The organism is Virgibacillus ihumii (assembly GCF_902726655.1).
GTDB classification, from domain to species: domain Bacteria; phylum Bacillota; class Bacilli; order Bacillales; family Amphibacillaceae; genus Lentibacillus; species Lentibacillus ihumii.
In genome coordinates, this window is the sequence record NZ_CACVAN010000001.1 from 3,356,730 (window position 1) to 3,377,922 (window position 21,193).

21 protein-coding genes and 1 riboswitch are annotated in these 21,193 nt (G+C 44.2%); all 21 genes read left to right on the plus strand.

From position 1 onward, the window contains the following. Positions 1-9: 9 nt before the first annotated feature. The 21 genes from HUX68_RS16560 (at position 10) to purD (ending at position 21,183) form a co-directional block, all read left to right on the plus strand. Complete coding sequence (locus tag HUX68_RS16560) at positions 10-1,035, plus strand: 3-oxoacyl-ACP synthase (RefSeq protein WP_174615831.1); 1,026 nt, start codon at positions 10-12, stop codon at positions 1,033-1,035. Continuing rightward, positions 1,036-1,944: an intracellular short-chain-length polyhydroxyalkanoate depolymerase gene (gene phaZ / locus HUX68_RS16565; protein WP_174615832.1), complete on the plus strand. Its 909-nt coding sequence runs from the start codon at positions 1,036-1,038 to the stop codon at positions 1,942-1,944. Beyond that, complete coding sequence (gene fabG / locus HUX68_RS16570) at positions 1,941-2,684, plus strand: 3-oxoacyl-ACP reductase FabG (RefSeq protein WP_174615833.1); 744 nt, start codon at positions 1,941-1,943, stop codon at positions 2,682-2,684. The genes phaZ and fabG overlap by 4 nt, the downstream gene beginning before the upstream one ends. A 33-nt stretch (positions 2,685-2,717) precedes the next feature. Beyond that, positions 2,718-4,301 (plus strand): class I adenylate-forming enzyme family protein, encoded by a 1,584-nt coding sequence (locus HUX68_RS16575; protein WP_343033668.1) that lies wholly within the window; start codon positions 2,718-2,720, stop codon positions 4,299-4,301. A 92-nt stretch (positions 4,302-4,393) separates the two neighbouring features. After that, positions 4,394-5,101 carry an MOSC domain-containing protein gene (locus HUX68_RS16580; protein ID WP_174615834.1) on the plus strand — a complete coding sequence of 236 codons (708 nt, stop codon included), beginning with the start codon at positions 4,394-4,396 and terminating at the stop codon, positions 5,099-5,101. A gap of 95 nt (positions 5,102-5,196) precedes the next feature. Then, entirely contained in the window at positions 5,197-5,802 is a 606-nt protein-coding gene (locus HUX68_RS16585) for a DUF2179 domain-containing protein (RefSeq protein ID WP_174615835.1), read from the plus strand. A gap of 168 nt (positions 5,803-5,970) precedes the next feature. After that, positions 5,971-6,318, plus strand: a complete 348-nt coding sequence (locus HUX68_RS16590) for an ArsR/SmtB family transcription factor (protein ID WP_174615836.1) — start codon at positions 5,971-5,973, stop codon at positions 6,316-6,318. 11 nt (positions 6,319-6,329) lie between these two features. Continuing rightward, a complete protein-coding gene (locus HUX68_RS16595; RefSeq protein WP_174615837.1) occupies positions 6,330-7,628 on the plus strand; it encodes an arsenic transporter in 1,299 nt (432 codons plus the stop codon). A 36-nt stretch (positions 7,629-7,664) separates the two neighbouring features. Then, the gene (gene arsC / locus HUX68_RS16600; RefSeq protein ID WP_174615838.1) at positions 7,665-8,084 is read left to right on the plus strand and encodes an arsenate reductase (thioredoxin); all 420 of its coding nucleotides are present in this window, start codon (positions 7,665-7,667) and stop codon (positions 8,082-8,084) included. 237 nt (positions 8,085-8,321) lie between these two features. Beyond that, positions 8,322-8,421, plus strand: a riboswitch (purine riboswitch). A gap of 148 nt (positions 8,422-8,569) precedes the next feature. Further along, positions 8,570-9,061, plus strand: a complete 492-nt coding sequence (purE, locus tag HUX68_RS16605) for a 5-(carboxyamino)imidazole ribonucleotide mutase (RefSeq protein WP_174615839.1) — start codon at positions 8,570-8,572, stop codon at positions 9,059-9,061. Beyond that, on the plus strand, positions 9,048-10,178 hold the full coding sequence (gene purK, locus HUX68_RS16610; protein WP_174615840.1) for a 5-(carboxyamino)imidazole ribonucleotide synthase: 1,131 nt from the start codon (positions 9,048-9,050) through the stop codon (positions 10,176-10,178). The genes purE and purK overlap by 14 nt, the downstream gene beginning before the upstream one ends. Then, positions 10,175-11,476 carry an adenylosuccinate lyase gene (purB, locus tag HUX68_RS16615; protein WP_174615841.1) on the plus strand — a complete coding sequence of 434 codons (1,302 nt, stop codon included), beginning with the start codon at positions 10,175-10,177 and terminating at the stop codon, positions 11,474-11,476. Before purK ends, purB begins: the two co-directional genes overlap by 4 nt. Continuing rightward, positions 11,476-12,189: a phosphoribosylaminoimidazolesuccinocarboxamide synthase gene (gene purC / locus HUX68_RS16620; protein ID WP_281355765.1), complete on the plus strand. Its 714-nt coding sequence runs from the start codon at positions 11,476-11,478 to the stop codon at positions 12,187-12,189. Before purB ends, purC begins: the two co-directional genes overlap by 1 nt. After that, on the plus strand, positions 12,186-12,437 hold the full coding sequence (gene purS, locus HUX68_RS16625; RefSeq protein ID WP_174615842.1) for a phosphoribosylformylglycinamidine synthase subunit PurS: 252 nt from the start codon (positions 12,186-12,188) through the stop codon (positions 12,435-12,437). The genes purC and purS overlap by 4 nt, the downstream gene beginning before the upstream one ends. After that, positions 12,434-13,117, plus strand: a complete 684-nt coding sequence (purQ, locus tag HUX68_RS16630; RefSeq protein ID WP_174615843.1) for a phosphoribosylformylglycinamidine synthase subunit PurQ — start codon at positions 12,434-12,436, stop codon at positions 13,115-13,117. Before purS ends, purQ begins: the two co-directional genes overlap by 4 nt. Beyond that, on the plus strand, positions 13,101-15,329 hold the full coding sequence (gene purL / locus HUX68_RS16635; protein WP_174615844.1) for a phosphoribosylformylglycinamidine synthase subunit PurL: 2,229 nt from the start codon (positions 13,101-13,103) through the stop codon (positions 15,327-15,329). The genes purQ and purL overlap by 17 nt, the downstream gene beginning before the upstream one ends. Then, a complete protein-coding gene (purF, locus tag HUX68_RS16640; RefSeq protein WP_174615845.1) occupies positions 15,305-16,714 on the plus strand; it encodes an amidophosphoribosyltransferase in 1,410 nt (469 codons plus the stop codon). The genes purL and purF overlap by 25 nt, the downstream gene beginning before the upstream one ends. Before the next feature lie 27 nt (positions 16,715-16,741). Further along, entirely contained in the window at positions 16,742-17,761 is a 1,020-nt protein-coding gene (purM, locus tag HUX68_RS16645; RefSeq protein ID WP_174615846.1) for a phosphoribosylformylglycinamidine cyclo-ligase, read from the plus strand. Then, complete coding sequence (gene purN, locus HUX68_RS16650; RefSeq protein ID WP_174615847.1) at positions 17,758-18,321, plus strand: phosphoribosylglycinamide formyltransferase; 564 nt, start codon at positions 17,758-17,760, stop codon at positions 18,319-18,321. Before purM ends, purN begins: the two co-directional genes overlap by 4 nt. 72 nt (positions 18,322-18,393) lie before the next feature. Next, positions 18,394-19,917 (plus strand): bifunctional phosphoribosylaminoimidazolecarboxamide formyltransferase/IMP cyclohydrolase, encoded by a 1,524-nt coding sequence (gene purH, locus HUX68_RS16655; protein WP_174615848.1) that lies wholly within the window; start codon positions 18,394-18,396, stop codon positions 19,915-19,917. Positions 19,918-19,935: 18 nt separating this feature from the next. Then, positions 19,936-21,183 carry a phosphoribosylamine--glycine ligase gene (gene purD / locus HUX68_RS16660; protein ID WP_174615849.1) on the plus strand — a complete coding sequence of 416 codons (1,248 nt, stop codon included), beginning with the start codon at positions 19,936-19,938 and terminating at the stop codon, positions 21,181-21,183. Positions 21,184-21,193: the final 10 nt, after the last annotated feature.

A 21,193-nucleotide genomic window follows, 5' to 3' on the forward strand; every position in this document is an offset into this window, starting at 1 on the left:
GGTGTTTACATGGAACCAATTGGTGTATTAAGTACAGGTGTATACATTCCAGCCCCCAAAATGAGCTCGACAGAAATTGCAGAACAATCCGGTCTGCCGATTGCAGTGGTTGAACAGAAAATGGGAATCACGGAAAAACCAGTACCCGGTGATGATGATCATACATGTGCCATGGGTGTTTTTGCTGCAAGAAAGGCAGTTGCGAAGGCTGATCTTAACCCTGAAGAAATTGACCTGGTCATTTATATCGGCGAGGAACATAAAGAATACCCATTATGGACAGCTTCAATCAAGCTGCAGGAGGAAATCGGTGCAGTGAATGCCTGGGCATTTGATATGGCATTACGCTGCGGAACAACAATTGCAGCATTGAAAGTTGCCAAAGATATGATGACAGCTGATGATTCGATTCAAACAGTTCTCCTTGCCGGAGGATATCGAAATAGTGATTTTATAAATTATCAGAATGAACGAACCCGGTTTATGTTTAATCTTGGAGCAGGCGGCGGTGCGGTTATCCTGCAAAAAGGTCACACGGAAAATCAGTTGCTTGCGACCCACATGATTACAGATGGAACGTTTTCCGAGGATGTGGTTGTCACAACAGGCGGAACCAAAAACCCGCTGACGAGAAAAACGCTGGAAGCAGGTCTTTATCAGCTGGATGTGCTGGATCCGCCCGGCATGAAAAAGAGATTGGCAGAAAAATCAATGGTTAATTTTATCATCTGTATTGAAAAGGCCTTGTCTAAAAGCGGAATGGATAAAAAAGATATTGATTATATTGCGATGCTGCATATGAAGCGGTCCGCGCATGAATATGTTCTTGATCAGCTTGGGGTCAATCATAATAAATCTATTTATCTGGAAGACTACGGACATATCGGTCAGATGGACCAGATTATTTCCCTGGAACTTGCTGAAGCACGTGGTATGCTGAAGAGAGGCGATGTCGTTGTGCTGGTATCTGCCGGGATTGGCTATGCCTGGGGGGCCAATGTAATTGTTTGGGGTGAACAAAAGGAGGCTGGATAGATGGTAAATATTTTACTGAAAAGGGTGTCTTTGCCAAATGGCGAGGAAATTGCCTATCGCGAGCGTGAAGGCGGCGATGATAAGGTGCTGCTGGTCCATGGTAATATGACCTCGTCGGAACATTGGGACGTTGTTATGGAAAACATGAACGATTTTTTTAACGTGATTGCTGTTGATTTGCGCGGATTCGGCAATTCTTCGTATCATCATCCGATTGAATCGATTAAGGATTTTTCAGATGATTTGAAGATGTTTTGTGATCAAATTGGATTACATGATTTTGCATTAGCGGGCTGGTCGCTCGGTGGTGCAGTAGCCCAGCAATTTTGTGCTGATAATCCGGGCTATGCGAACCGGCTATTCCTGCTTGCATCAGCATCAACACGAGGGTATGCATATTATGCAACAGGTGCAAATGGTTTTCCTGATACGTCAAACCGGCTTACGTCGTTGGACGAGGTAAGAAAGGACGGGAAAACCAAGCTTGTTCAGGGAGCATATGACACGAAAAATTATGATTTGCTTCGGCAGACATGGGATATGCTGATCTATCGAAATGAGAAACCTGATCCGGCGCGGTACGAAAAATATTTGGCGGATATGACAACCCAGCGGAACCTGGCGGAAACCTACCATGTTTTGAATCTATTTAATATCAGTAATGTCAGCAATGGGCTGGTGGATGGAAATGGAAAAGTGGAACATATTACGATTCCAATCCTGATTACCCGGGGTGATGAGGATTTGGTTGTATCAAGAGAAATGACAAATGAACTCATTGCTGATTATGGAGATAAAGCGGTTTATCTGGAATTTTCCGGGGCCGGGCATTCTCCGCTGATCGACAATTTGGAGAAACTGCTTATAATGATGGAAGACTTTTTTAATGGAAAGGACGTTCGTAAATGAACAGATTGCAGGATAAAGTAGTGATTATTACAGGTGCTGCAAACGGGATTGGCTTACAGGCTGCAAAGACTTTTGCTGGAGAAGGTGCACAGGTTGTCATCGCAGATTTTGATGAAGAGAAAGGTGAGCAGCGCGAGCAAGAACTGCTTGCGGAGGGATTGACGTGCACATTTGTTCAGGTGAATGTTGCTGACCGGGGAAGTGTGGATGCTATGGTTGACAGCGTTCTATCGGGTTATGGGAAGGTAGATATTTTAATTAACAATGCAGGGATCACCAGGGACGGGATGCTTTCCAAATTAGCTCCGGAACATTTCCAGCAGGTGATTGATGTTAACTTGACCGGAGTGTTTCATTGTACACAGGCTGTTCTGCCGGCGATGACAGCACAAGGAAAAGGGAAAATCGTCAATACGTCTTCAGTAACCGGTACATACGGCAATATTGGCCAAACCAATTATGCGGCAGCAAAGGCGGGAATCATTGGGATGACGAAGACATGGGCGAAAGAACTTGCTCGTAAGGGAATAAATGTAAACGCAGTAGCTCCTGGTTTTACCGAAACGGGGATGGTAGCTGATGTGCCGGATAAGGTAATTGACAAAATGAAAGCACAGGTGCCGATGGGGCGGCTGGGCAGACCGGAAGATATTGCAAATGCCTATCTGTTTCTCTCTTCCAACGAAGCGGACTATGTGAATGGACATGTGCTGCACGTGGACGGCGGTATTATGATGTAATGTAAAAAGCGCTCCAGATGGGGGTGCTTTTTTATGGATGGTTCATGGATCAGCAGTATTTTCCTGTATAAGTGTAACCATCATGTAACTTCTGTTTTCTATACTGGCCATAATACAGATGGAACTGGAGGGATAGCAATGCAAGCTGCGGTGGATTGGTTTCAGAGCAGGGTGAATCTCTTCCCTGATAAACAGGCGGCGGTAGATGCGGAAACGAATGTGGCCTGGACATATACCGAATTAAATGATCGGGCGGAATTTCTGGCACAGTATTTATTGCAAAACGGAGTCAGAAAAGGGGATCGGGTAGCACTTTTGGCGCCTAATCATGTCAGTTATTTCGATTTTGTATTTGCCTGCATGAAAATTGGTTCAGTTTTTGTTCCGCTTAATTGGCGTCTTTCAAGGAATGAACTAGATTATGTCCTAAAGGATTGTTCACCGAAACTGATCGGGGTATCGCCGGTTTTTCAGGATAAACTTAAGCAAAATCGAACAACCTGCATAGCGATTACGGATAATAATTATTTGGATGGATTACATTTATCCGGGAGCTATTCGGTCGAAGAAGTGCCAACGGAAGGGGATCCCCTCGCAATGATATATACAGGAGGGACCACAGGAAAACCTAAAGGAGCGGTACTATCCCATCGTTCAATATTATGGAATGCAATGAACACGATCATCAGCTGGAACTTGACGAATGAAGACATAACCTTGACTTGTCTCCCAATGTTCCATACAGGTGGATTGAATGTGCTGTCACTGCCTTTACTGCTCTCAGGCGGCAAGGTGGTGATTTCATCTGAGTTTGAGGCTGCTACGGCAATTAATGATTTACTTACATATCAATGTACAATTGTATTATGTGTTCCGACTATGTATCACATGATGATACAGACAAAGGCTTTTCAGAACGCTTCGTTTCCGCATATGAAGGTTTTTTTATCAGGGGGCGCCCCGTGTCCGCATAAAATTTACAATGCCTTCCGTGCAAAAGGTATTCCATTTAAAGAGGGGTATGGGTTAACTGAGGCTGGGCCGAATAATTTTTACATTGACCCTTTTGAAACAAAACGAAAACTTGGCTCTGTAGGCAAACCAATGCTGTTTAATGACATTAAAATTGTTGCGGGAAACGGTAAAGAAGTTAGCGGAAACGAGGTTGGTGAACTGTTGATACGCGGAAATCATTCCTTTGAATATTATTGGAATAAACCGGAGCAGACGGAACAGACGCTTATTAACGGATGGGTGCGCACCGGTGATTTAGCAAGACGGGATGATGAAGAATATATTTATATTGTCGGCCGAAAAAAAGATATGATCATTACCGGCGGGGAAAATGTTTATCCATTGGAAATTGAACACTGGCTGGAATCGCACGTAAGCGTGAAAGAGGCAGCGGTACTGGGTTTTCCAGATGAAAAGTGGGGAGAGATTGTTGTTGCATTTATTGTTGCGGATGTGGTGATTAGTGATCATGAATGGCATGAATACTGCGGACGAAAACTGGCCAGGTATAAAATACCCAAAAAATTTATCTTGCTGGATGAACTTCCTAAAACCCACGTCGGAAAAATTAATAAGGCAATATTAAAAGAAAAAATAACGTAACAGTTTTAACACGGATTCCTGAAACGAATTCCGTGTTATTTACTTTCCGCCGGTATTCCGTATACAATATGAAAAGAAAGAGGGTGGCATAAATGGATAAAGCCTACGTACATAAATTATTTACTGGAAAAGTAAAGCAAATGGGCTATGAAGGTGCAGAAAACCGGATGGACCGGCCATGGAAAAGCGGTATGTTCAAGCAGGAAAGACAAGGTGAGCCGTGGTTGGGAAAAACCGGGTTTACTGAAGATGAAGTGGCTGATACGAAAAATCATGGCGGCCCGGAAAAGGCTGTGTTTGCCTATCCTAAAAAGCATTATGTGTTTTGGCAGGATGAACTAGAGCTGGATTCAATTGGTGTGTCAGCGATGGGGGAAAACCTGTCAGTGGAAAATGCTGATGAATTTCAAGTTTGTATAGGTGATACATACCGTTTTGGTGAAAGCCTTATTCAAGTGTCACAGCCTCGGCAACCATGCTGGAAGCCTGCCAGGAGATTCCGTATCATGGATTTTGCACTCCGCATACAGAACAGTGGACGTACAGGCTGGTATTTTCGTGTGCTTAAGGAAGGGAATGCCAGTTCCGGAATGTATCTCGAATTAATTGAGCGCCCTTATCCACAATGGACAATAGCTGCATGTAATGAAGTAATGCATGTAAAAAAAGATGATTTAAAGGCAGCCGAAAAATTGGCATCCTGCGAGTTGCTTGCACCGAACTGGAAACGGACCTTAAATAAAAGATTACGCGGTAAACAGTCATCTGTGGAAAAACGGGTATTCGGTCCAAACAAATAATGACTTTAAAAAGATCATTGCATGGTGAAAAAATGTTGTACATACATATTTAGTATGAAGTATGATATTTGGTAAGAGATGCAGGAGGTATTTTAATGCTGGGTAACGCGTTTGTTATGGTTGCAATTATTCTTGTAATTAATATTGTGTATGTATCGCTGTCAACGATGCGAATGATTTTGACGTTAAAAGGACGAAGGTATACGGCTGCTTTTGTAAGTATGTTTGAGATTGTTGTATATGTGGTTGGACTGGGTCTCGTATTGGATAATTTAAATGAAATCCAGAATCTGATTGCGTATGCGATTGGTTTTGGTCTTGGCGTGATTGTCGGGACACGAATTGAGGAAAAACTCGCCCTTGGTTATATTACGGTCAACGTTATTTCCTCAGATCCGGATATTGCATTTACCCGTAAATTAAGGGATCGCGGTTATGGAGTGACAAGCTGGTTTGCCTACGGGATGGATGGTGATCGGCTTGCAATGCAAATTCTAACACCAAGAAAATATGAATTACAGCTGTATGAAACCATTAAGCACATTGATCCAAAGGCATTTATTATTTCATATGAGCCGAAGCAGATTAATGGCGGTTTTTGGGTAAAACAAGTTCGAAAAGGGCGACTGTTCAATCCGCGGAAAAATAATGTTCCAAAAGCTAAACCGGAAGTGAAGCCTGAAGATACGCTTGGTGAGTGATCATAGCTTAAAAGATTAGAAAAACTCAGGTCTAGCCTCGTCTGAGAACTTATATTTTCTGACGTTACAAAATAGAAGCATTAAAAACATGCAAAGCCGGCATGTTTTTAATGTCTTTTTTATTGTATATATAAGTATATACTTATATAATGATTCGAGGTGATGTTTATGGAAAAATCGATAATTGAATTGGAAGCTGCCGCCCAAACGCTAAAACTGCTGGGTGATCATACACGCTTAACGATTATGGGGTTGGTAAAGAATCGTGACTGTTGTGTGTGTGAGTTTGTTGAGGTGCTGCAAATGACCCAGCCAGCTATTAGCCAACACTTAAGAAAACTGAGGGATGCTGGTCTTGTAAAGGAACAGCGAAGAGGACAATGGATTTTTTACTCATTAAATACTTCCCATGCGACATATCCGATTATTCAACAGGTTTTAGAGCAGGTACCTGATCAAAAAGAGAAATTACGTACATTGTATGATGCGGAATTACGTATCCAATGTGATTTGTAGGGAGGATTTGTTTGAATTTAACGATTGTAGCAACGATTATTTTTATACTTACACTTGTATTCGTGATTTGGCAGCCAAAAAACTTAGGCATCGGCTGGACCGCTTGTGGTGGAGCGATTTTAGCGTTGATCGCAGGCGTGGTTAATTTTCAAGATGTGTTAGCCGTAACGGATATTGTTTGGAATGCCACATTGGCCTTTGTAGCGATTATTATTATTTCACTTATTCTTGATGAGATTGGCTTTTTTGAATGGGCTGCTCTCCATATGGCGCGAATCGCCAAAGGTAATGGGAAGAAAATGTTTATTTATGTGATTCTGCTGGGTGCTGTTGTTGCAGCTCTTTTTGCCAATGATGGAGCTGCGCTTATTCTTACACCGATTGTACTTGCGATGGTAAGAAATTTAAACTTTAAGGAAAAAATGATTTTGCCATTTATTATGGCAAGTGGTTTTATTGCAGATACTGCCTCGTTACCACTTGTTGTGAGTAATCTGGTCAACATCGTTTCAGCGGATTTTTTTGGAATTGGATTTATTGAATATGCGACACGGATGATTGTTCCGAACTTACTTTCGATCGGTGCAAGTATTTTGGTGCTCTTTCTATTCTTTAGAAAAAGCATTCCGGAAAATTATGATGTAAATCAACTGGAAGAACCAATTTATGCGATTAAGGATTATAAAATGTTCCGTCTGTCCTGGGGTGTGCTTGCGATATTGCTGATTGGGTATTTTGCAAGTCAGCCATTGGAAATTCCCGTTTCAATCATAGCGGGTATTGTTGCGGTTTTCTTTCTTGTAATGGCGAGAAGAAGTTCTGCGGTTGAGACGGTTAAAGTCATAAAAGGAGCTCCGTGGGATATAGTCTTTTTCTCTTTGGGAATGTATGTTGTCGTTTACGGGTTGCGTAATGTTGGATTAACCGACGTGTTGGCTAATGTTATTCAGTCTGCGGCAGAGCAGGGGGTATTTGTTGGTACGATTTCGATGGGATTCATTGCAGCGTTTTTGTCATCGGTTATGAATAATATGCCAACTGTTATGATCGATGCACTGGCAATTGCTGAAACAAATACATCGGGAGTTATGAAAGAGGCGTTAATCTATGCCAACGTCATCGGATCTGATTTAGGTCCGAAAATTACGCCAATCGGATCATTAGCAACATTATTATGGCTTCATGTTCTTTCAACAAAAGGATTTAAAATCTCCTGGGGATATTACTTCAAAGTAGGTATCATTCTTACTATCCCAACATTGTTTATTACGTTAACGGGATTATATGTTTGGTTATCGATTATGTTATAAAATGTTTATTACCCAGAAACGAAGGAGAATCATCATATGTTTAAAAAAACGATTTACTTTTTATGTACCGGCAACTCCTGCAGAAGCCAAATGGCGGAAGGTTGGGCGAAAAAATATTTAGGTAACGAGTGGAATGTGAAAAGTGCGGGGATTGTGGCACATGGTGTAAATTCGAATGCAGTCAAAGCAATGCATGAAATTGATATTGATATCTCGGAGCAACAATCTGAAATAATTGATCCGGATGTTTTAAATAATGCAGCAATGGTTGTCACGCTTTGCGGGGATGCGGCAGACAAATGCCCAATGACACCCCCTCATGTAAAACGAGAACATTGGGGATTTGATGATCCTGCAAAAGCAGACGGGACAGTTGAAGAAAAATGGGAAGAATTTCAACGTGTACGTGATAAAATTGGTGAGCGAATTAAGCGTTTTGCGGAAACAGGGAAATAGCAGGTTATTAAACAGGCTTTATGAATATGAATATCGGCCATGGATTATTGGATTATCTACAGGAAATTCCGGTATACCGATTGTAAATCAAACGATTCAAACAACGTTTCAGCCAGTTAACCTCAAGAAAGAGATATTCTGACACATGTTTTAGTAAAAACCGAACATTCACTTGTCAATAATAGGTATTGTTCGATTTTTTATTGACATTCCAGAAGATATTTTGATATTCTAAAAGAAGAAATGAATACGGTACCTCATATATTTCCGGGGATACGGCCTGGAAGTTTCTACCCGGCACCATAAATGCTGGACTATGAGGGAAGGTGAATCATTGTCATGCAATGATCCGTTATTATGTTTGGAAAGGTCTATTCATCTTCTCTCATGACTGAGGGGAGACGAATAGACTTTTTGTATTTCCAGGCGAAAAGAAACAGGCCTGACTACCGATATACCATTTTCCAAAGAACGGAGGGTATCAGATGCCACAAGTTGGCGTGATCATGGGAAGTATTTCAGATTGGGAAACAATGCAGCATACATGTGCCATGCTTGATGATTTGGGAGTTTCATATGAAAAAGATGTGATTTCCGCACATCGGACGCCCGACAAGATGTTTGATTATGCAAAAACAGCTCGTGACCGCGGGCTAAAGGTAATTGTTGCCGGAGCGGGCGGTGCTGCGCATTTGCCAGGCATGGTAGCGGCACAGACGACACTGCCGGTTATAGGGGTTCCAGTGCAGTCAAAGGCATTAAATGGCCTTGATTCGCTGCTTTCTATCGTGCAGATGCCAGGTGGTGTGCCAACAGCGACAGTTGCGATTGGCAGATCCGGTGCTAAAAATGCCGGGATTCTTTCCGCGCAGATAATCGGCGCATTTGATGAGAAAGTGGCTGAACGCCTTGTGAACTCACGGGCAGCCATGCAGGAAAATGTTGAGGAAATGAGGGACAATCTTGCCAAAAAATAATGTAATTCTTCCACCACAAACAATTGGAATCATTGGCGGCGGTCAGCTTGGACGGATGATGGCGGTTGCTGCACGATATATGGGGTATAAAATAGCTGTGCTTGATCCGACACCGAACTGTCCAACAGCACAGGTGGCTGACGAACAAATTACCACAGCATATGACAACATGGACGGTATTAAACAACTCGCTGAAATCAGTGACGTCATCACATATGAATTTGAAAATGTCGATCTCGATGCCGCGACATTTCTGGAGCAGCTCGGCAAACTTCCACAGGGAGCATATGCACTGGAAGTTACACAAAACCGGGAGAAGGAAAAAACGGTAATGCAGGATGCCGGATTGCCGGTACCATATTTCACCATTGTATCGACTTCTGAGGAATGTGAACAGGCACTTGATAACTTTACATTTCCAGCAGTCATTAAAACATGCAGTGGTGGTTATGACGGAAAAGGGCAGCTGAAACTGGAAAGTGCGGACGACATCGAAGCGGCCTGTGTATTTGCTGAAAAAAATGATACATGCATTATCGAACAATGGGTGCCATTCGACCGGGAAATTTCTGTTGTCTTTACCCGAACGCAATCGGGTGAAATGGCATTTTTCCCGATTGCAGAGAATGATCATAAGGACCACATTCTTTATCAGACGACCGTACCGGCTAATATTTCGGAAACGGTTCAGAGTCAGGCAATTGACGCCGCAAAAAAACTGGCAGAAAAAATGAACATTGTCGGCACGTTTGCGATTGAAATGTTCGTGAATGGAGACAATATCTTTTTGAATGAAATGGCTCCACGCCCGCATAATTCCGGACATTATACGATTGAAGCCTGCAATATTTCTCAGTTCGGTCAGCATATTCGGGCCATCGGCGGGCTTGAATTGATACCGGTCAGCCTGTTGAAATCGGCTGCGATGGTCAATATTTTGGGTGAGGATTTGGAGCCGACACTTGCTCAGATGCAGGGACTTACCGATGGATTTGTTCACTTGTATGGGAAAGACGGTGTGAAACCGAAACGGAAGATGGGGCATGTAACGTTTATTGGAAATTCAGTTAAGGAAATTACCGAAATGGCTGCAGCTTATGAGGGGGCAAAACAATGATTGATCGCTATACACGGGAAGAAATGGGTGCTATCTGGACAGAAGAAAATAAATTTAATGCATGGCTGGAAGTGGAAATTCTGGCATGTGAGGCATGGAGTGAGCTCGGTGTCATTCCGGCTGACGATGTTAAAAAACTGCGACAGAATGCTTCCTTTGATCTTGAGCGGATTTATGAAATAGAACAGGAGACCCGCCATGATGTTGTTGCCTTTACCCGGGCTGTTTCTGAAACGCTTGATGAGGAACGGAAATGGGTTCATTACGGACTGACTTCAACGGATGTCGTCGATACAGCTCTTTCTTATCAGCTTAAACAGGCGAATGAAATCATCCGTAATGATCTGCATCGTTTCGTTGACATTCTAAAAAACAAAGCCATTGAACATAAACATACCGTCATGATGGGCAGAACGCACGGTGTCCATGCCGAACCAACAACATTCGGTTTGAAAATGGCACTGTGGTATGAGGAAATGAAGCGTAATTTGGAACGTTTTGAAGCAGCGGCAAAGGATATTGAATTTGGGAAATTGTCAGGTGCGGTTGGGACATATGCCAACATTGACCCGTTTGTTGAGCAGTACGTCTGTGAAAAACTTGGACTGTCGCCGGCGCCGGTATCAACGCAGACATTGCAGCGTGACCGTCATGCGGCTTACGTGTCAGCACTGGCCCTGATTGCAACGTCTATTGAAAAGTTCGCAACTGAAATCCGCGGGCTTCAGAAAACAGAAACCCGTGAAGCGGAAGAATTTTTCGCCAAAGGACAAAAAGGGTCTTCCGCAATGCCGCATAAACGAAATCCGATTGGATCAGAGAACATGACCGGGATGGCCCGGGTATTGCGCGGCAATATGGTAACAGCATTTGAAAATGTGTCACTGTGGCATGAGCGCGATATCTCACATTCATCAGCTGAGCGCGTCATTTTGCCGGATACAACCATCGGATTAAATTATATGCTCAATCGGTTTGCCAACATCGTTGAAAAGCTGACCGTCTTTCCGGAAAACATGAAACGCAATATTGACAAGACACACGGGGTTATTTTTTCACAGCGTGTGCTGCTTGCATTGATTAATAAAGGTATGAGCCGGGAGGAAGCTTACGATCTTGTCCAGCCGAAAGCGATGCAGGCGTGGGAAACCGCAACACATTTTAAAACGCTGGTTGAGGAAAACGCAGAAATCAATTCACAGCTGACCCAGGACGAAATTGATGATTGTTTTGATTACACGTATCACCTGAAAAATGTCGATGCGATCTTTAACCGAATTGGACTTGAGGTGAAATAATGAAAGCGGAACTGTTATATGAAGGTAAGGCAAAGCGTGTATACGCTGCAAAGGAGAAATCCGGACAGCTCGTTTTATCCTATAAAAATGATGCCACGGCTTTTAATGGTGAAAAAAAAGCGACTTTTTCCGGCAAAGGCAGATTGAATAATGAAATTTCATCCAGGGTCTTTCAACTGCTTCAGGAACAAGGAGTTGAATCACATTTTATAGAAAAACTGAACGAAACGGAACAGCTTGTCCAGCAAACGGAGATTATCCCACTGGAAGTTGTTGTCCGCAACCAAGCTACAGGCAGTATTACAAGAAGGCTGGGTATTGAAGAAAAGACACCATTCGAACCACCACTCATTGAACTTTTTTACAAGGATGATGCGCTTGGTGACCCGCTCATCAATGACGCTCATGCGTTATTGCTGAGTGATGTCAGTGATGTCGAGCTAGGTGAAATTAAAGAAAAGGCTCTTCATGTTAACAAACAATTAAAAGAAGTGTTCGCGTCTATTAATATAGCATTGGTAGATTTCAAGCTGGAATTCGGCCGTCTGGCAAGCGGGGACATCGTGCTTGCGGATGAAATATCACCGGATACATGCAGGCTTTGGGATATTAACACTCAGGAAAAATTGGATAAAGATGTGTTCCGGCAGGGGACCGGCGATCTGCTGGAAGTGTATCAGGAAATCCTACAACGACTGGAGGCAAAATCATGAGAAAAGTTACTGTTCACATTACACTGAAGCAGGGTGTTCTTGATCCGCAGGGTAAAGCAATTCAAGAATCATTAAATTCCCTTGGCTATGATGCGGTTGAGGAAGTCCGTGTTGGCAAGTATATGGAACTGATGGTGGAAGAAACAGACGACATGGAAAAACGTGTGAAAGAAATGTGTGACAAACTGCTTGCAAACCCTGTGATAGAGGATTACCGGTTTGATTTGGAGGAGGCTGAAGTTCTGTGAAATTTGCCGTAGTAGTTTTTCCGGGATCGAATTGTGATCGTGATATGTACCATGCCGCAAAAGAAGTTTTGCAGGAAGATGCGGACCTTGTCTGGTATGAGAACAGCAGTCTTGAAAACTATGACGGCATTCTGCTGCCTGGTGGCTTTTCATATGGAGATTACCTTCGTTCAGGTGCTGTTGCATCAACGTCAGCCATTATGAAGCAGATCCGAACCGAAGCTGAAAAAGGAAAACCGGTACTGGGCGTCTGCAACGGATTTCAAATACTTTTGGAAGCAGGTTTGCTGCCCGGTGCGATGCTCCGCAATAAAAATCTGGCGTTCATGTGTCATCAGGAACCGCTTGTCGTACAAAACAACCAGACTATATTTACAACAAACTATGAGAGCGGTGAAACGATTCATTTCCCGATCGCTCATGGAGAGGGCAACTATTTTTGTGATGAAGCAACAATGGCTGGGTTACAAGCGAATAACCAGATTGTGTTTACCTATCAAAAAAATCCGAATGGCTCAATCGCGGATATTGCCGGTATCGTGAATAAAGAAGGCAATGTGCTTGGTATGATGCCTCATCCGGAGCGGGCTGTTGAAAAAATGCTCGGAAGTGATGATGGTTTAAAACTATTCCAGTCCATTGTGGAGAATTGGAGGGACGCTTATGTTATCAACACGTGATATCAGTCCGGAACAGATCGAGCGTGAAAAATTGTACACAGATATGGGGTTGAACGATCAGGAGTATGACATGGTCAAAAATATCCTGAAGCGTCGTCCGAATTTTACCGAAACCGGTATCTTTTCTGTGATGTGGTCGGAACATTGCAGCTACAAAACGTCAAAACCGCTGCTGAAAAAATTCCCGACAGAAGGCCCGCATGTTCTGCAAGGGCCAGGTGAGGGAGCGGGTGTTATCGATATTGGTGATAATCAGGCGGTCGTTTTTAAAGTGGAAAGCCATAACCATCCGTCTGCAGTTGAACCATATCAAGGTGCCGCAACGGGTGTTGGCGGGATAATCCGTGATGTCTTTTCCATGGGTGCCCGTCCGATTGCACTGATGAACTCGCTTCGATTCGGAAATTTCACTACTGAACGTGTGAAATACCTTTTTCAGGAAGTAGTTCATGGTATTGCCGGCTATGGAAATTGTGTCGGTGTGCCAACAGTTGGCGGGGAAGTTCAGTTTGATGACAGCTATGAGGACAATCCATTGGTCAATGCCATGTGTGTCGGATTAATCAACCATGACGACATTCAGAAAGGCGTTGCCAAGGGAATCGGAAATACCGTACTGTATGCCGGTGCCCCGACAGGACGGGATGGCATTCATGGTGCAACATTTGCATCAGATGACCTGGCAGAGGACTCGGATAAAGATCGTCCGGCGGTTCAGGTTGGTGATCCATTCATGGAGAAACTGCTCATTGAGGCGTGTCTTGAGGTGATTCATTCGGATGCATTGGTTGGCATGCAGGATATGGGTGCAGCCGGACTGACATCATCGGCAAGTGAGATGGCAAGTAAGGCCGGTACTGGGCTGGAAATGGATTTGGACCTTGTTCCACAGCGTGAACAGAACATGAACGCCTATGAATTAATGCTGTCGGAATCACAGGAACGCATGCTGCTAGTTGTCAAAAAAGGCCGTGAGCAGGAAATCATATCTATTTTTGAAAAATACGGACTGCAGGCAGTAGCAGTCGGCGAAGTAATTGAAGAAAAAGTTTTCCGCCTGAAACAACATGGCGAAATGGTGGCTGATATACCAGTCGATGCCTTGGCTGAAGAAGCACCGGTTTACCACCTGCCATCAAAAGAGGCGGAATATTTCAAAGAGTTCCAACAGATGAACAACAAAATTCCAGCAGTGGAAAATCATGCGGAAATGCTGAAACAGCTGTTGCAGCAGCCGACAATTGCCAGTAAGGAATGGGTTTATGACCAATACGATTCGATGGTTCAGACCAATACGGTTGTTACGCCAGGTTCCGATGCTGCTGTTGTACGAATAAAAGGCACGAATAAAGCATTGGCAATCACCACTGACTGCAACTCCCGCTATATTTATCTCGATCCGGAAGCTGGCGGAAAGATTGCGGTTGCCGAGGCTGCCCGCAATATTGTTTGCTCCGGTGCCCGTCCGTTAGGTCTTACCGATGGGTTGAATTTTGGCAATCCGACGAATCCGGAAGTGTTCTGGCAGATGGAAAAAAGTGTGGAAGGCATGAGTGAGGCATCCAGGATGCTTGCAACCCCTGTCATCAGTGGTAATGTTTCGTTGTTTAATCAGTCAAAAGGGAATTCAATTTTTCCGACACCTGTCGTTGGGATGGTTGGTCTCCTCGAATCGCTTGACCATCTGACTCCAAACTTTTTTCAGCAGGAAGGTGATCTGATTTATCTGATCGGGAAAACAAATGCTGAATTTGGCGGAAGTGAATTGCAGAAGATTGTTGAAGATCGTTATGAAGGAAAAGCACCTGTAATTGATCTGGAAGTAGAAGCATCCAGACAGAAGCAGCTGCACGAGACAATCCGCAGCGGGTTCGTTCAGTCAGCACATGATCTGGCAGAAGGCGGGCTTGGTGTTGCGCTTGCTGAAAGTACATTTGAGCAAAACGGACTGGGCGCAGTAGTGCATCTGGCAGGAAATCCTACAGTGCAATTGTTCAGTGAATCACAATCCCGTTTTCTAGTAACTGTAAAACCGGAAGATCAGGAAGCGTTTGAAAAGGTAATGAACGACTATCAGCATATCGGAACTGTAAATGGCTCTGGAATGTTGAATGTAACTGTCAATAATGAAGCGTTAATCAAGGAAGACACCAGCCAGCTCAGTAAACTGTGGAAAGGAGCAATCCCATGCTTACTGAAATCAAAGGCATAAATGAGGAATGCGGTGTGTTTGGAATCTGGGGTCACGAAAAGGCAGCGGAATTGACATATTACGGTCTTCATGCCCTGCAACATCGTGGCCAGGAAGGTGCCGGGGTGGTCGTTAATGATGGTGAATCTTTGAAGATTCATAAAGATACAGGACTTGTTAACGATGTGTTTAAACAAGCAAATTTTTCGGATCTTGCCGGTAATGCAGCGATTGGCCATGTCCGATACTCAACTCAAGGAGAAAAAGGGTATGCCAACGTACAGCCATTATTGTTTCATACACAGCAGGGCAGTATGGCACTTGCACATAACGGAAATGTCATGAATGCATATGAGCTTCGGGGCGAGCTTGAAAACGAAGGAAGCATCCTGCAGACGACATCTGATACAGAAGTGCTTGCTCACCTGATAAAGCGAAGTACGAAAGCGAATAAGGAAGAAGCAATTGCCGAGGCATTGCAAAAGCTTGTCGGTGCATATGCCTACCTGATTATGACCGAGGACAGGATGTACGTCGCACTTGACCCACGAGGAATCCGCCCATTATCAATCGGCCGGCTTGGCGATGCCTATGTGGTTGCATCGGAAACGAGCGCCTTTGATCTGATCGGAGCCACCTTTGAACGTGAAGTTTTGCCGGGTGAATTGTTGACAATCAGTGATGAAGGATTGTACTCAACACGATTTGCGATGCGCGAACAGCGTCGGATGTGTGCGATGGAATATGTTTATCTCTCAAGACCGGACAGTGATTTGAACCATGTGAATGTACATGCGTCCCGTAAACGGATGGGGATGGAACTCGCAAAGGAAGCACCTGCTGAAGCTGATGTAGTAACAGGGGTGCCGGATTCAAGTATCTCGGCCGCTATCGGTTATGCTGAACAAATGGGACTTCCATATGAAATGGGAATCATCAAAAACCGTTATATCGGCCGAACGTTTATTCAGCCTTCACAGGAGTTACGGGAGCAAGGCGTAAAAATGAAACTTTCGCCGGTGCGGAAAATTGTAAGCGGCAAACGGGTGGTCATGATAGATGACTCGATTGTGCGTGGTACGACAAGCAGACGAATTGTAAAAATGCTGAAGGATGCCGGTGCAATGGAAGTACATGTCCGTATTGCATCTCCATCGATTGTCAGTCCGTGTTTTTACGGCATTGACATGTCAACGAAGGACGAATTGATTGCGGCAAACAACACGCTGGATGAAATGTGCGATCAGATTGGTGCTGACAGTATTGCATATTTATCGGAAAGCGGGCTTGAACAGGCGGTTGTCAAGGATAAGACAATTCATCAGGGAATTTGCACGGCATGCATGACCGGTAAGTATCCAGTTAAAAAGACGAACGAAGCAACCATCTCCTATACGAAAATGTAGCTAATGATGCTGAAAGGTGTGTGTGGCATGTCAAATGTATATAAAGATGCCGGTGTTGATGTGGAAAAAGGTTATGAAGCTGTTGAACGGATGAAGAAACATATTGCAAAAACAAACCGGCCGGAAGTTCTAGGCGGCATCGGTGCTTTTGCGGGACTGTTTGAACTGTCCTCCTTTAATTATAAGGAGCCGGTTCTCGTATCCGGAACCGATGGGGTCGGAACCAAGCTGAAACTTGCATTTCAACTGCAGAAACACAATACCGTTGGCGTTGACCTGGTTGCAATGTGTGTCAATGACATTGTCGCACAGGGTGCCCAGCCGTTGTTTTTCCTTGACTATATTGCATGCGGAAAAAATGATCCAGAAATGATTGAGCAGATTGTAGCCGGCATCTCCGACGGCTGCAAGGATGCAGGGGCAGCTTTAATTGGCGGCGAAACGGCTGAAATGCCTGGCATGTACGGGGAAGAAGAATACGACCTGGCAGGATTCACCGTTGGGATCGCAGAAAAATCCAAATTGATCACCGGTGATGAGATTGCGGAAGGCGATGTGATAATCGGGCTTCCATCAAGCGGAATTCATTCGAATGGTTATTCTCTGGTCCGCAAACTAGTTTCGGGACTTGATTTGACGAAAACGTACGAAGGGTTGACCGAATCACTTGCCGATACACTTATCGAACCTACGAGAATTTATGCTAAGCAGGTGGCGGCTGTAATGAAGAAAGTGGAAGTGAAAGGAACCTCGCATATTACCGGCGGCGGTTTTTATGAAAATTTCCCGCGTATGATGCCGGAGGGTCTTGGTGTGGAAATTAATACAACAAGCTGGGAACGTCCGGCTATCTTTGGTTTTTTACAAAAGCAGGGTAATATTTCAGACGATGAGATGTATGGCGTGTTCAACATGGGAATTGGCATGACACTTGTCGTTGCAGCGGATGATGCTGAAGATGCATTGAATTGTTTGGAGAAACAAGGAGAATCAGCTTCTGTTATTGGAAAAGTGACAGTAAATGAAGGAGTGCATTTCACATCATGAGTGTCGTAAAGGCTGCCGTTTTCGCATCCGGAACCGGCAGTAATTTTCAGGCGATAATGGAAAAAAGTGATCTTCGTTGTGAAGTGGTTCTGCTTGTTTGTGATAAACAAGGTGCCAGTGTTGTTGAGAAAGCGGAAAAGTATGGCGTGCCGGTACTTGAATTTAACCCGAAGTCGTTTGCTTCAAAAGCGGAGTATGAGGCGCTGCTGGTTGAAAAACTGATGGGAGCAGGCGTTACGTGGATATTTTTGGCCGGATATATGCGAATTGCTGGTCCCACTCTGCTCCAGGCTTTTGAAAACAAAATAATTAATATCCACCCGTCACTTCTTCCGGACTTTCCGGGCAAGGATGCGATCGGCCAGGCATTTACGTCAGGCGTTGGCACAACCGGTGTGACGGTCCATTATATTGATGAAGGCATCGATACCGGGCCGATTATTGCACAGGAAAGTGTCGATGTTTTGCCGAGTGATACAGAAGAAGCGTTGAAAAAACGGATCCAGGATGTGGAGCATCGTTTGTATCCTGAAGTTATAAATCAGCTGATGGGGAAGTAATGTCCGCAAAACAATTTATATTAAAAGCGTTGGTTATAAGACAAGACTATCGGGAAAGTGAGGAGTTTTTTGATGAAAAAGCGAGCGTTAATCAGTGTGTCCAATAAAGAGAATGTTTCAGACTTTGCCAAGGGTCTGACGGCACTGGATTATGAAGTACTGTCAACAGGCGGAACGTTGAAAGTTTTACAGGAGGCAGGTGTGGAAGCGAAAGCGGTTGAGGAAATAACCGGATTTCCGGAAATTTTAAATGGTCGGGTTAAAACACTGCATCCGATGATTCATGGCGGGCTGCTGGCTAAACGCGATAACGAAAGTCATATGAAGCAATTGAAAGAACATGGTATTGATCCGGTTGATATCGTTGTTGTGAACCTTTATCCGTTTAAACAAACGATTGAACAATCGGGCGTAACCGAATCAGATATCATTGAAAATATTGATATTGGCGGGCCGACAATGGTGCGTGCTGCAGCAAAGAGTTTTGCTGATGTATCGGTCATTGTGGATCCGGACGATTATGATTCCGTGCTGACTTCTCTGAAAGTTGATCAGCTTGATTTTGCTGAACGCAAACGATTGGCCGCCAAAGCTTTCCGTCATACAGCACAATATGATGCACTGATTGCAAATTATTTTACTGAAGAAGAATTCCCGGAAAACTATACCGTTACCTATGAAAAAAAACAGACATTGCGTTACGGGGAGAACCCGCATCAGAATGCTGCATTTTATAAAAATGCGCTGGATACTGGCATGAGCCTTGCTTCAGCCACGCAGCTTCATGGTAAAGAACTTTCTTACAACAATATTCAGGATGCTAACGCAGCACTTGAAATAATCGCGGACTATGGCGAACCTGCAGCAGTTGCCGTTAAACACATGAACCCTTGCGGCATTGGTGTTGCGGAAAACCTCAGTCAGGCTTTCACCAGAGCATACGAATCTGATTCGACGTCCATTTTTGGCGGGATTGTTGCCTGCAACCGGCCGATGGATGCAGAAACAGCTGAAAAACTTGGTGCAATCTTTTTGGAAATTGTTATCGCTCCGGAATTTTCGGAAGAGGCGATGGCCATTTTGACGAAAAAGAAAAATATCCGCCTGCTTGAACTGGAAATGAAAACTGGTGAGTCCTCCTATCACAAGCTCACTACCGTTAAGGGCGGTGTTCTTGTTCAAAGCAACGATTCCGGTGAAGTGAACGAAAATGAATTGACGTTCCCAACTGAAAAAAAACCGTCTGATCAGGAAGTTGCAGATCTTTTGTTTGCATGGAAGGCAGTTAAGCATGTTAAATCAAACGCGATTGTCCTGGCAAGGAACAAGCAGACGGTCGGTGTAGGTGCCGGGCAAATGAACCGTGTTGGTGCTGCTAAAATCGCGATTGAACAGGCTGGCGAAAAAGTGAAAGGATCGGTGCTCGCTTCCGATGCATTTTTTCCAATGCCGGATACTGTGGAAACCGCAGCAAAAGCCGGTGTAACAGCCATTATTCAGCCTGGAGGATCCAAGCGTGACCAGGACTCAATCGATATGTGCAACAAGTACGGAATTTCCATGGCGTTTACTGGAATGCGTCACTTTAAACATTAATCAGAAAGGTGTTTTCACATGAACATTTTAGTTGTTGGACGGGGCGGACGTGAACACAGTATTGTGATGAAGCTGGCGGAAAGTGATAAAGCGGACAAAATATATGCAGCACCGGGGAACGGCGGGATTGCTGAGATTGCTGAATGTGCAGATATTAATGAGATGGACATGGACGGACTGATTGCATTTGCCAGGAAAAAATCAGTCGATCTTACCATTGTCGGACCGGAAAATCCGTTGCTATCCGGAATAGTCAACCGTTTTCGTGAAGCAGGACTGCTTGTATTTGCCCCAACAAGAGAAGCTGCATTACTGGAAGGCAGTAAGCAGTTCGCCAAGGAATTTATGCAGAAATATCAAATCCCGACAGCCGCGTACAAGAGTTTTACTAATGCTGCCGATGCAAAAGGCTATATTGAAGAACAGGATGCGCCGATTGTGGTCAAAGCTGATGGGCTTGCAGCGGGAAAAGGCGTTATCGTCGCAGAAACGAAAGAGGAAGCTTTCCAGGCAGTTGATGATATGCTCGTCAACAAAGCATTTTCTGAAGCGGGTGCAACGATTGTTATCGAGGAATGTCTCGTTGGAAAAGAGTTCTCGTTAATGGCATTTGTTCATGAAAACGACGTGTATCCAATGGTAACTGCAAGGGATCATAAACGGGCTTTTGATCGTGATCAGGGACCGAACACCGGCGGAATGGGGGCGTTTGCACCGGCAACGGATATCTCTGTTGAAACACTTGAATTCTCAATGCAAAACATTCTTCGGAAAACAGCGGACGGTATGATGAAGGAAGGTCGCCCGTTTACAGGGATTTTATATGCCGGTCTGATGATGACCGAGGCTGGACCCAAAGTAATCGAATTTAATGTGCGGTTTGGTGATCCGGAAACACAGGTTGTATTGCCGCTTCTGGAGAATGATCTTGTACAGGTCTTCGTGGATGTTCTCGCCGGAAAAGATCCGGATCTTAATTGGGCTGATGACAGCTGTCTTGGTATTGTGCTCGCATCAAAAGGCTATCCGGCAGCATATGAAAAAGGTGTTCGTTTGCCTGCTATCCAAAAATCAGGAAATGGATATATTATTCATTCCGGAACAAAGCAAACAGAACATGGACTGGTTTCAGACGGCGGCCGGGTGTTACTTGCTGGTGCACGAGGGGCAAGCCTAAAACAAGCTGCAAAAGATGCCTATCAGTGTCTGAAGCCATTCAGCAACTTGGATGCTTTCTATTATCGTGAAGATATCGGTAAAGAATAATCGTAACGCC

Coding starts and splice junctions, on each gene's coding strand:
- HUX68_RS16560 (WP_174615831.1), top strand. CDS start 10: ATGGAACCAATTGGTGTATTAAGTACAGGTGTATACATTCCAGCCCCC.
- purL (WP_174615844.1), top strand. CDS start 13,101: ATGTTATCAACACGTGATATCAGTCCGGAACAGATCGAGCGTGAAAAA.
- purN (WP_174615847.1), top strand. CDS start 17,758: ATGAGTGTCGTAAAGGCTGCCGTTTTCGCATCCGGAACCGGCAGTAAT.
- HUX68_RS16580 (WP_174615834.1), top strand. CDS start 4,394: ATGGATAAAGCCTACGTACATAAATTATTTACTGGAAAAGTAAAGCAA.
- arsC (WP_174615838.1), top strand. CDS start 7,665: ATGTTTAAAAAAACGATTTACTTTTTATGTACCGGCAACTCCTGCAGA.
- purS (WP_174615842.1), top strand. CDS start 12,186: ATGAGAAAAGTTACTGTTCACATTACACTGAAGCAGGGTGTTCTTGAT.
- purC (WP_281355765.1), top strand. CDS start 11,476: ATGAAAGCGGAACTGTTATATGAAGGTAAGGCAAAGCGTGTATACGCT.
- purB (WP_174615841.1), top strand. CDS start 10,175: ATGATTGATCGCTATACACGGGAAGAAATGGGTGCTATCTGGACAGAA.
- purF (WP_174615845.1), top strand. CDS start 15,305: ATGCTTACTGAAATCAAAGGCATAAATGAGGAATGCGGTGTGTTTGGA.
- purD (WP_174615849.1), top strand. CDS start 19,936: ATGAACATTTTAGTTGTTGGACGGGGCGGACGTGAACACAGTATTGTG.
- purE (WP_174615839.1), top strand. CDS start 8,570: ATGCCACAAGTTGGCGTGATCATGGGAAGTATTTCAGATTGGGAAACA.
- HUX68_RS16575 (WP_343033668.1), top strand. CDS start 2,718: ATGGATGGTTCATGGATCAGCAGTATTTTCCTGTATAAGTGTAACCAT.
- phaZ (WP_174615832.1), top strand. CDS start 1,036: ATGGTAAATATTTTACTGAAAAGGGTGTCTTTGCCAAATGGCGAGGAA.
- HUX68_RS16585 (WP_174615835.1), top strand. CDS start 5,197: ATGCTGGGTAACGCGTTTGTTATGGTTGCAATTATTCTTGTAATTAAT.
- fabG (WP_174615833.1), top strand. CDS start 1,941: ATGAACAGATTGCAGGATAAAGTAGTGATTATTACAGGTGCTGCAAAC.
- purM (WP_174615846.1), top strand. CDS start 16,742: ATGTCAAATGTATATAAAGATGCCGGTGTTGATGTGGAAAAAGGTTAT.
- purH (WP_174615848.1), top strand. CDS start 18,394: ATGAAAAAGCGAGCGTTAATCAGTGTGTCCAATAAAGAGAATGTTTCA.
- HUX68_RS16590 (WP_174615836.1), top strand. CDS start 5,971: ATGGAAAAATCGATAATTGAATTGGAAGCTGCCGCCCAAACGCTAAAA.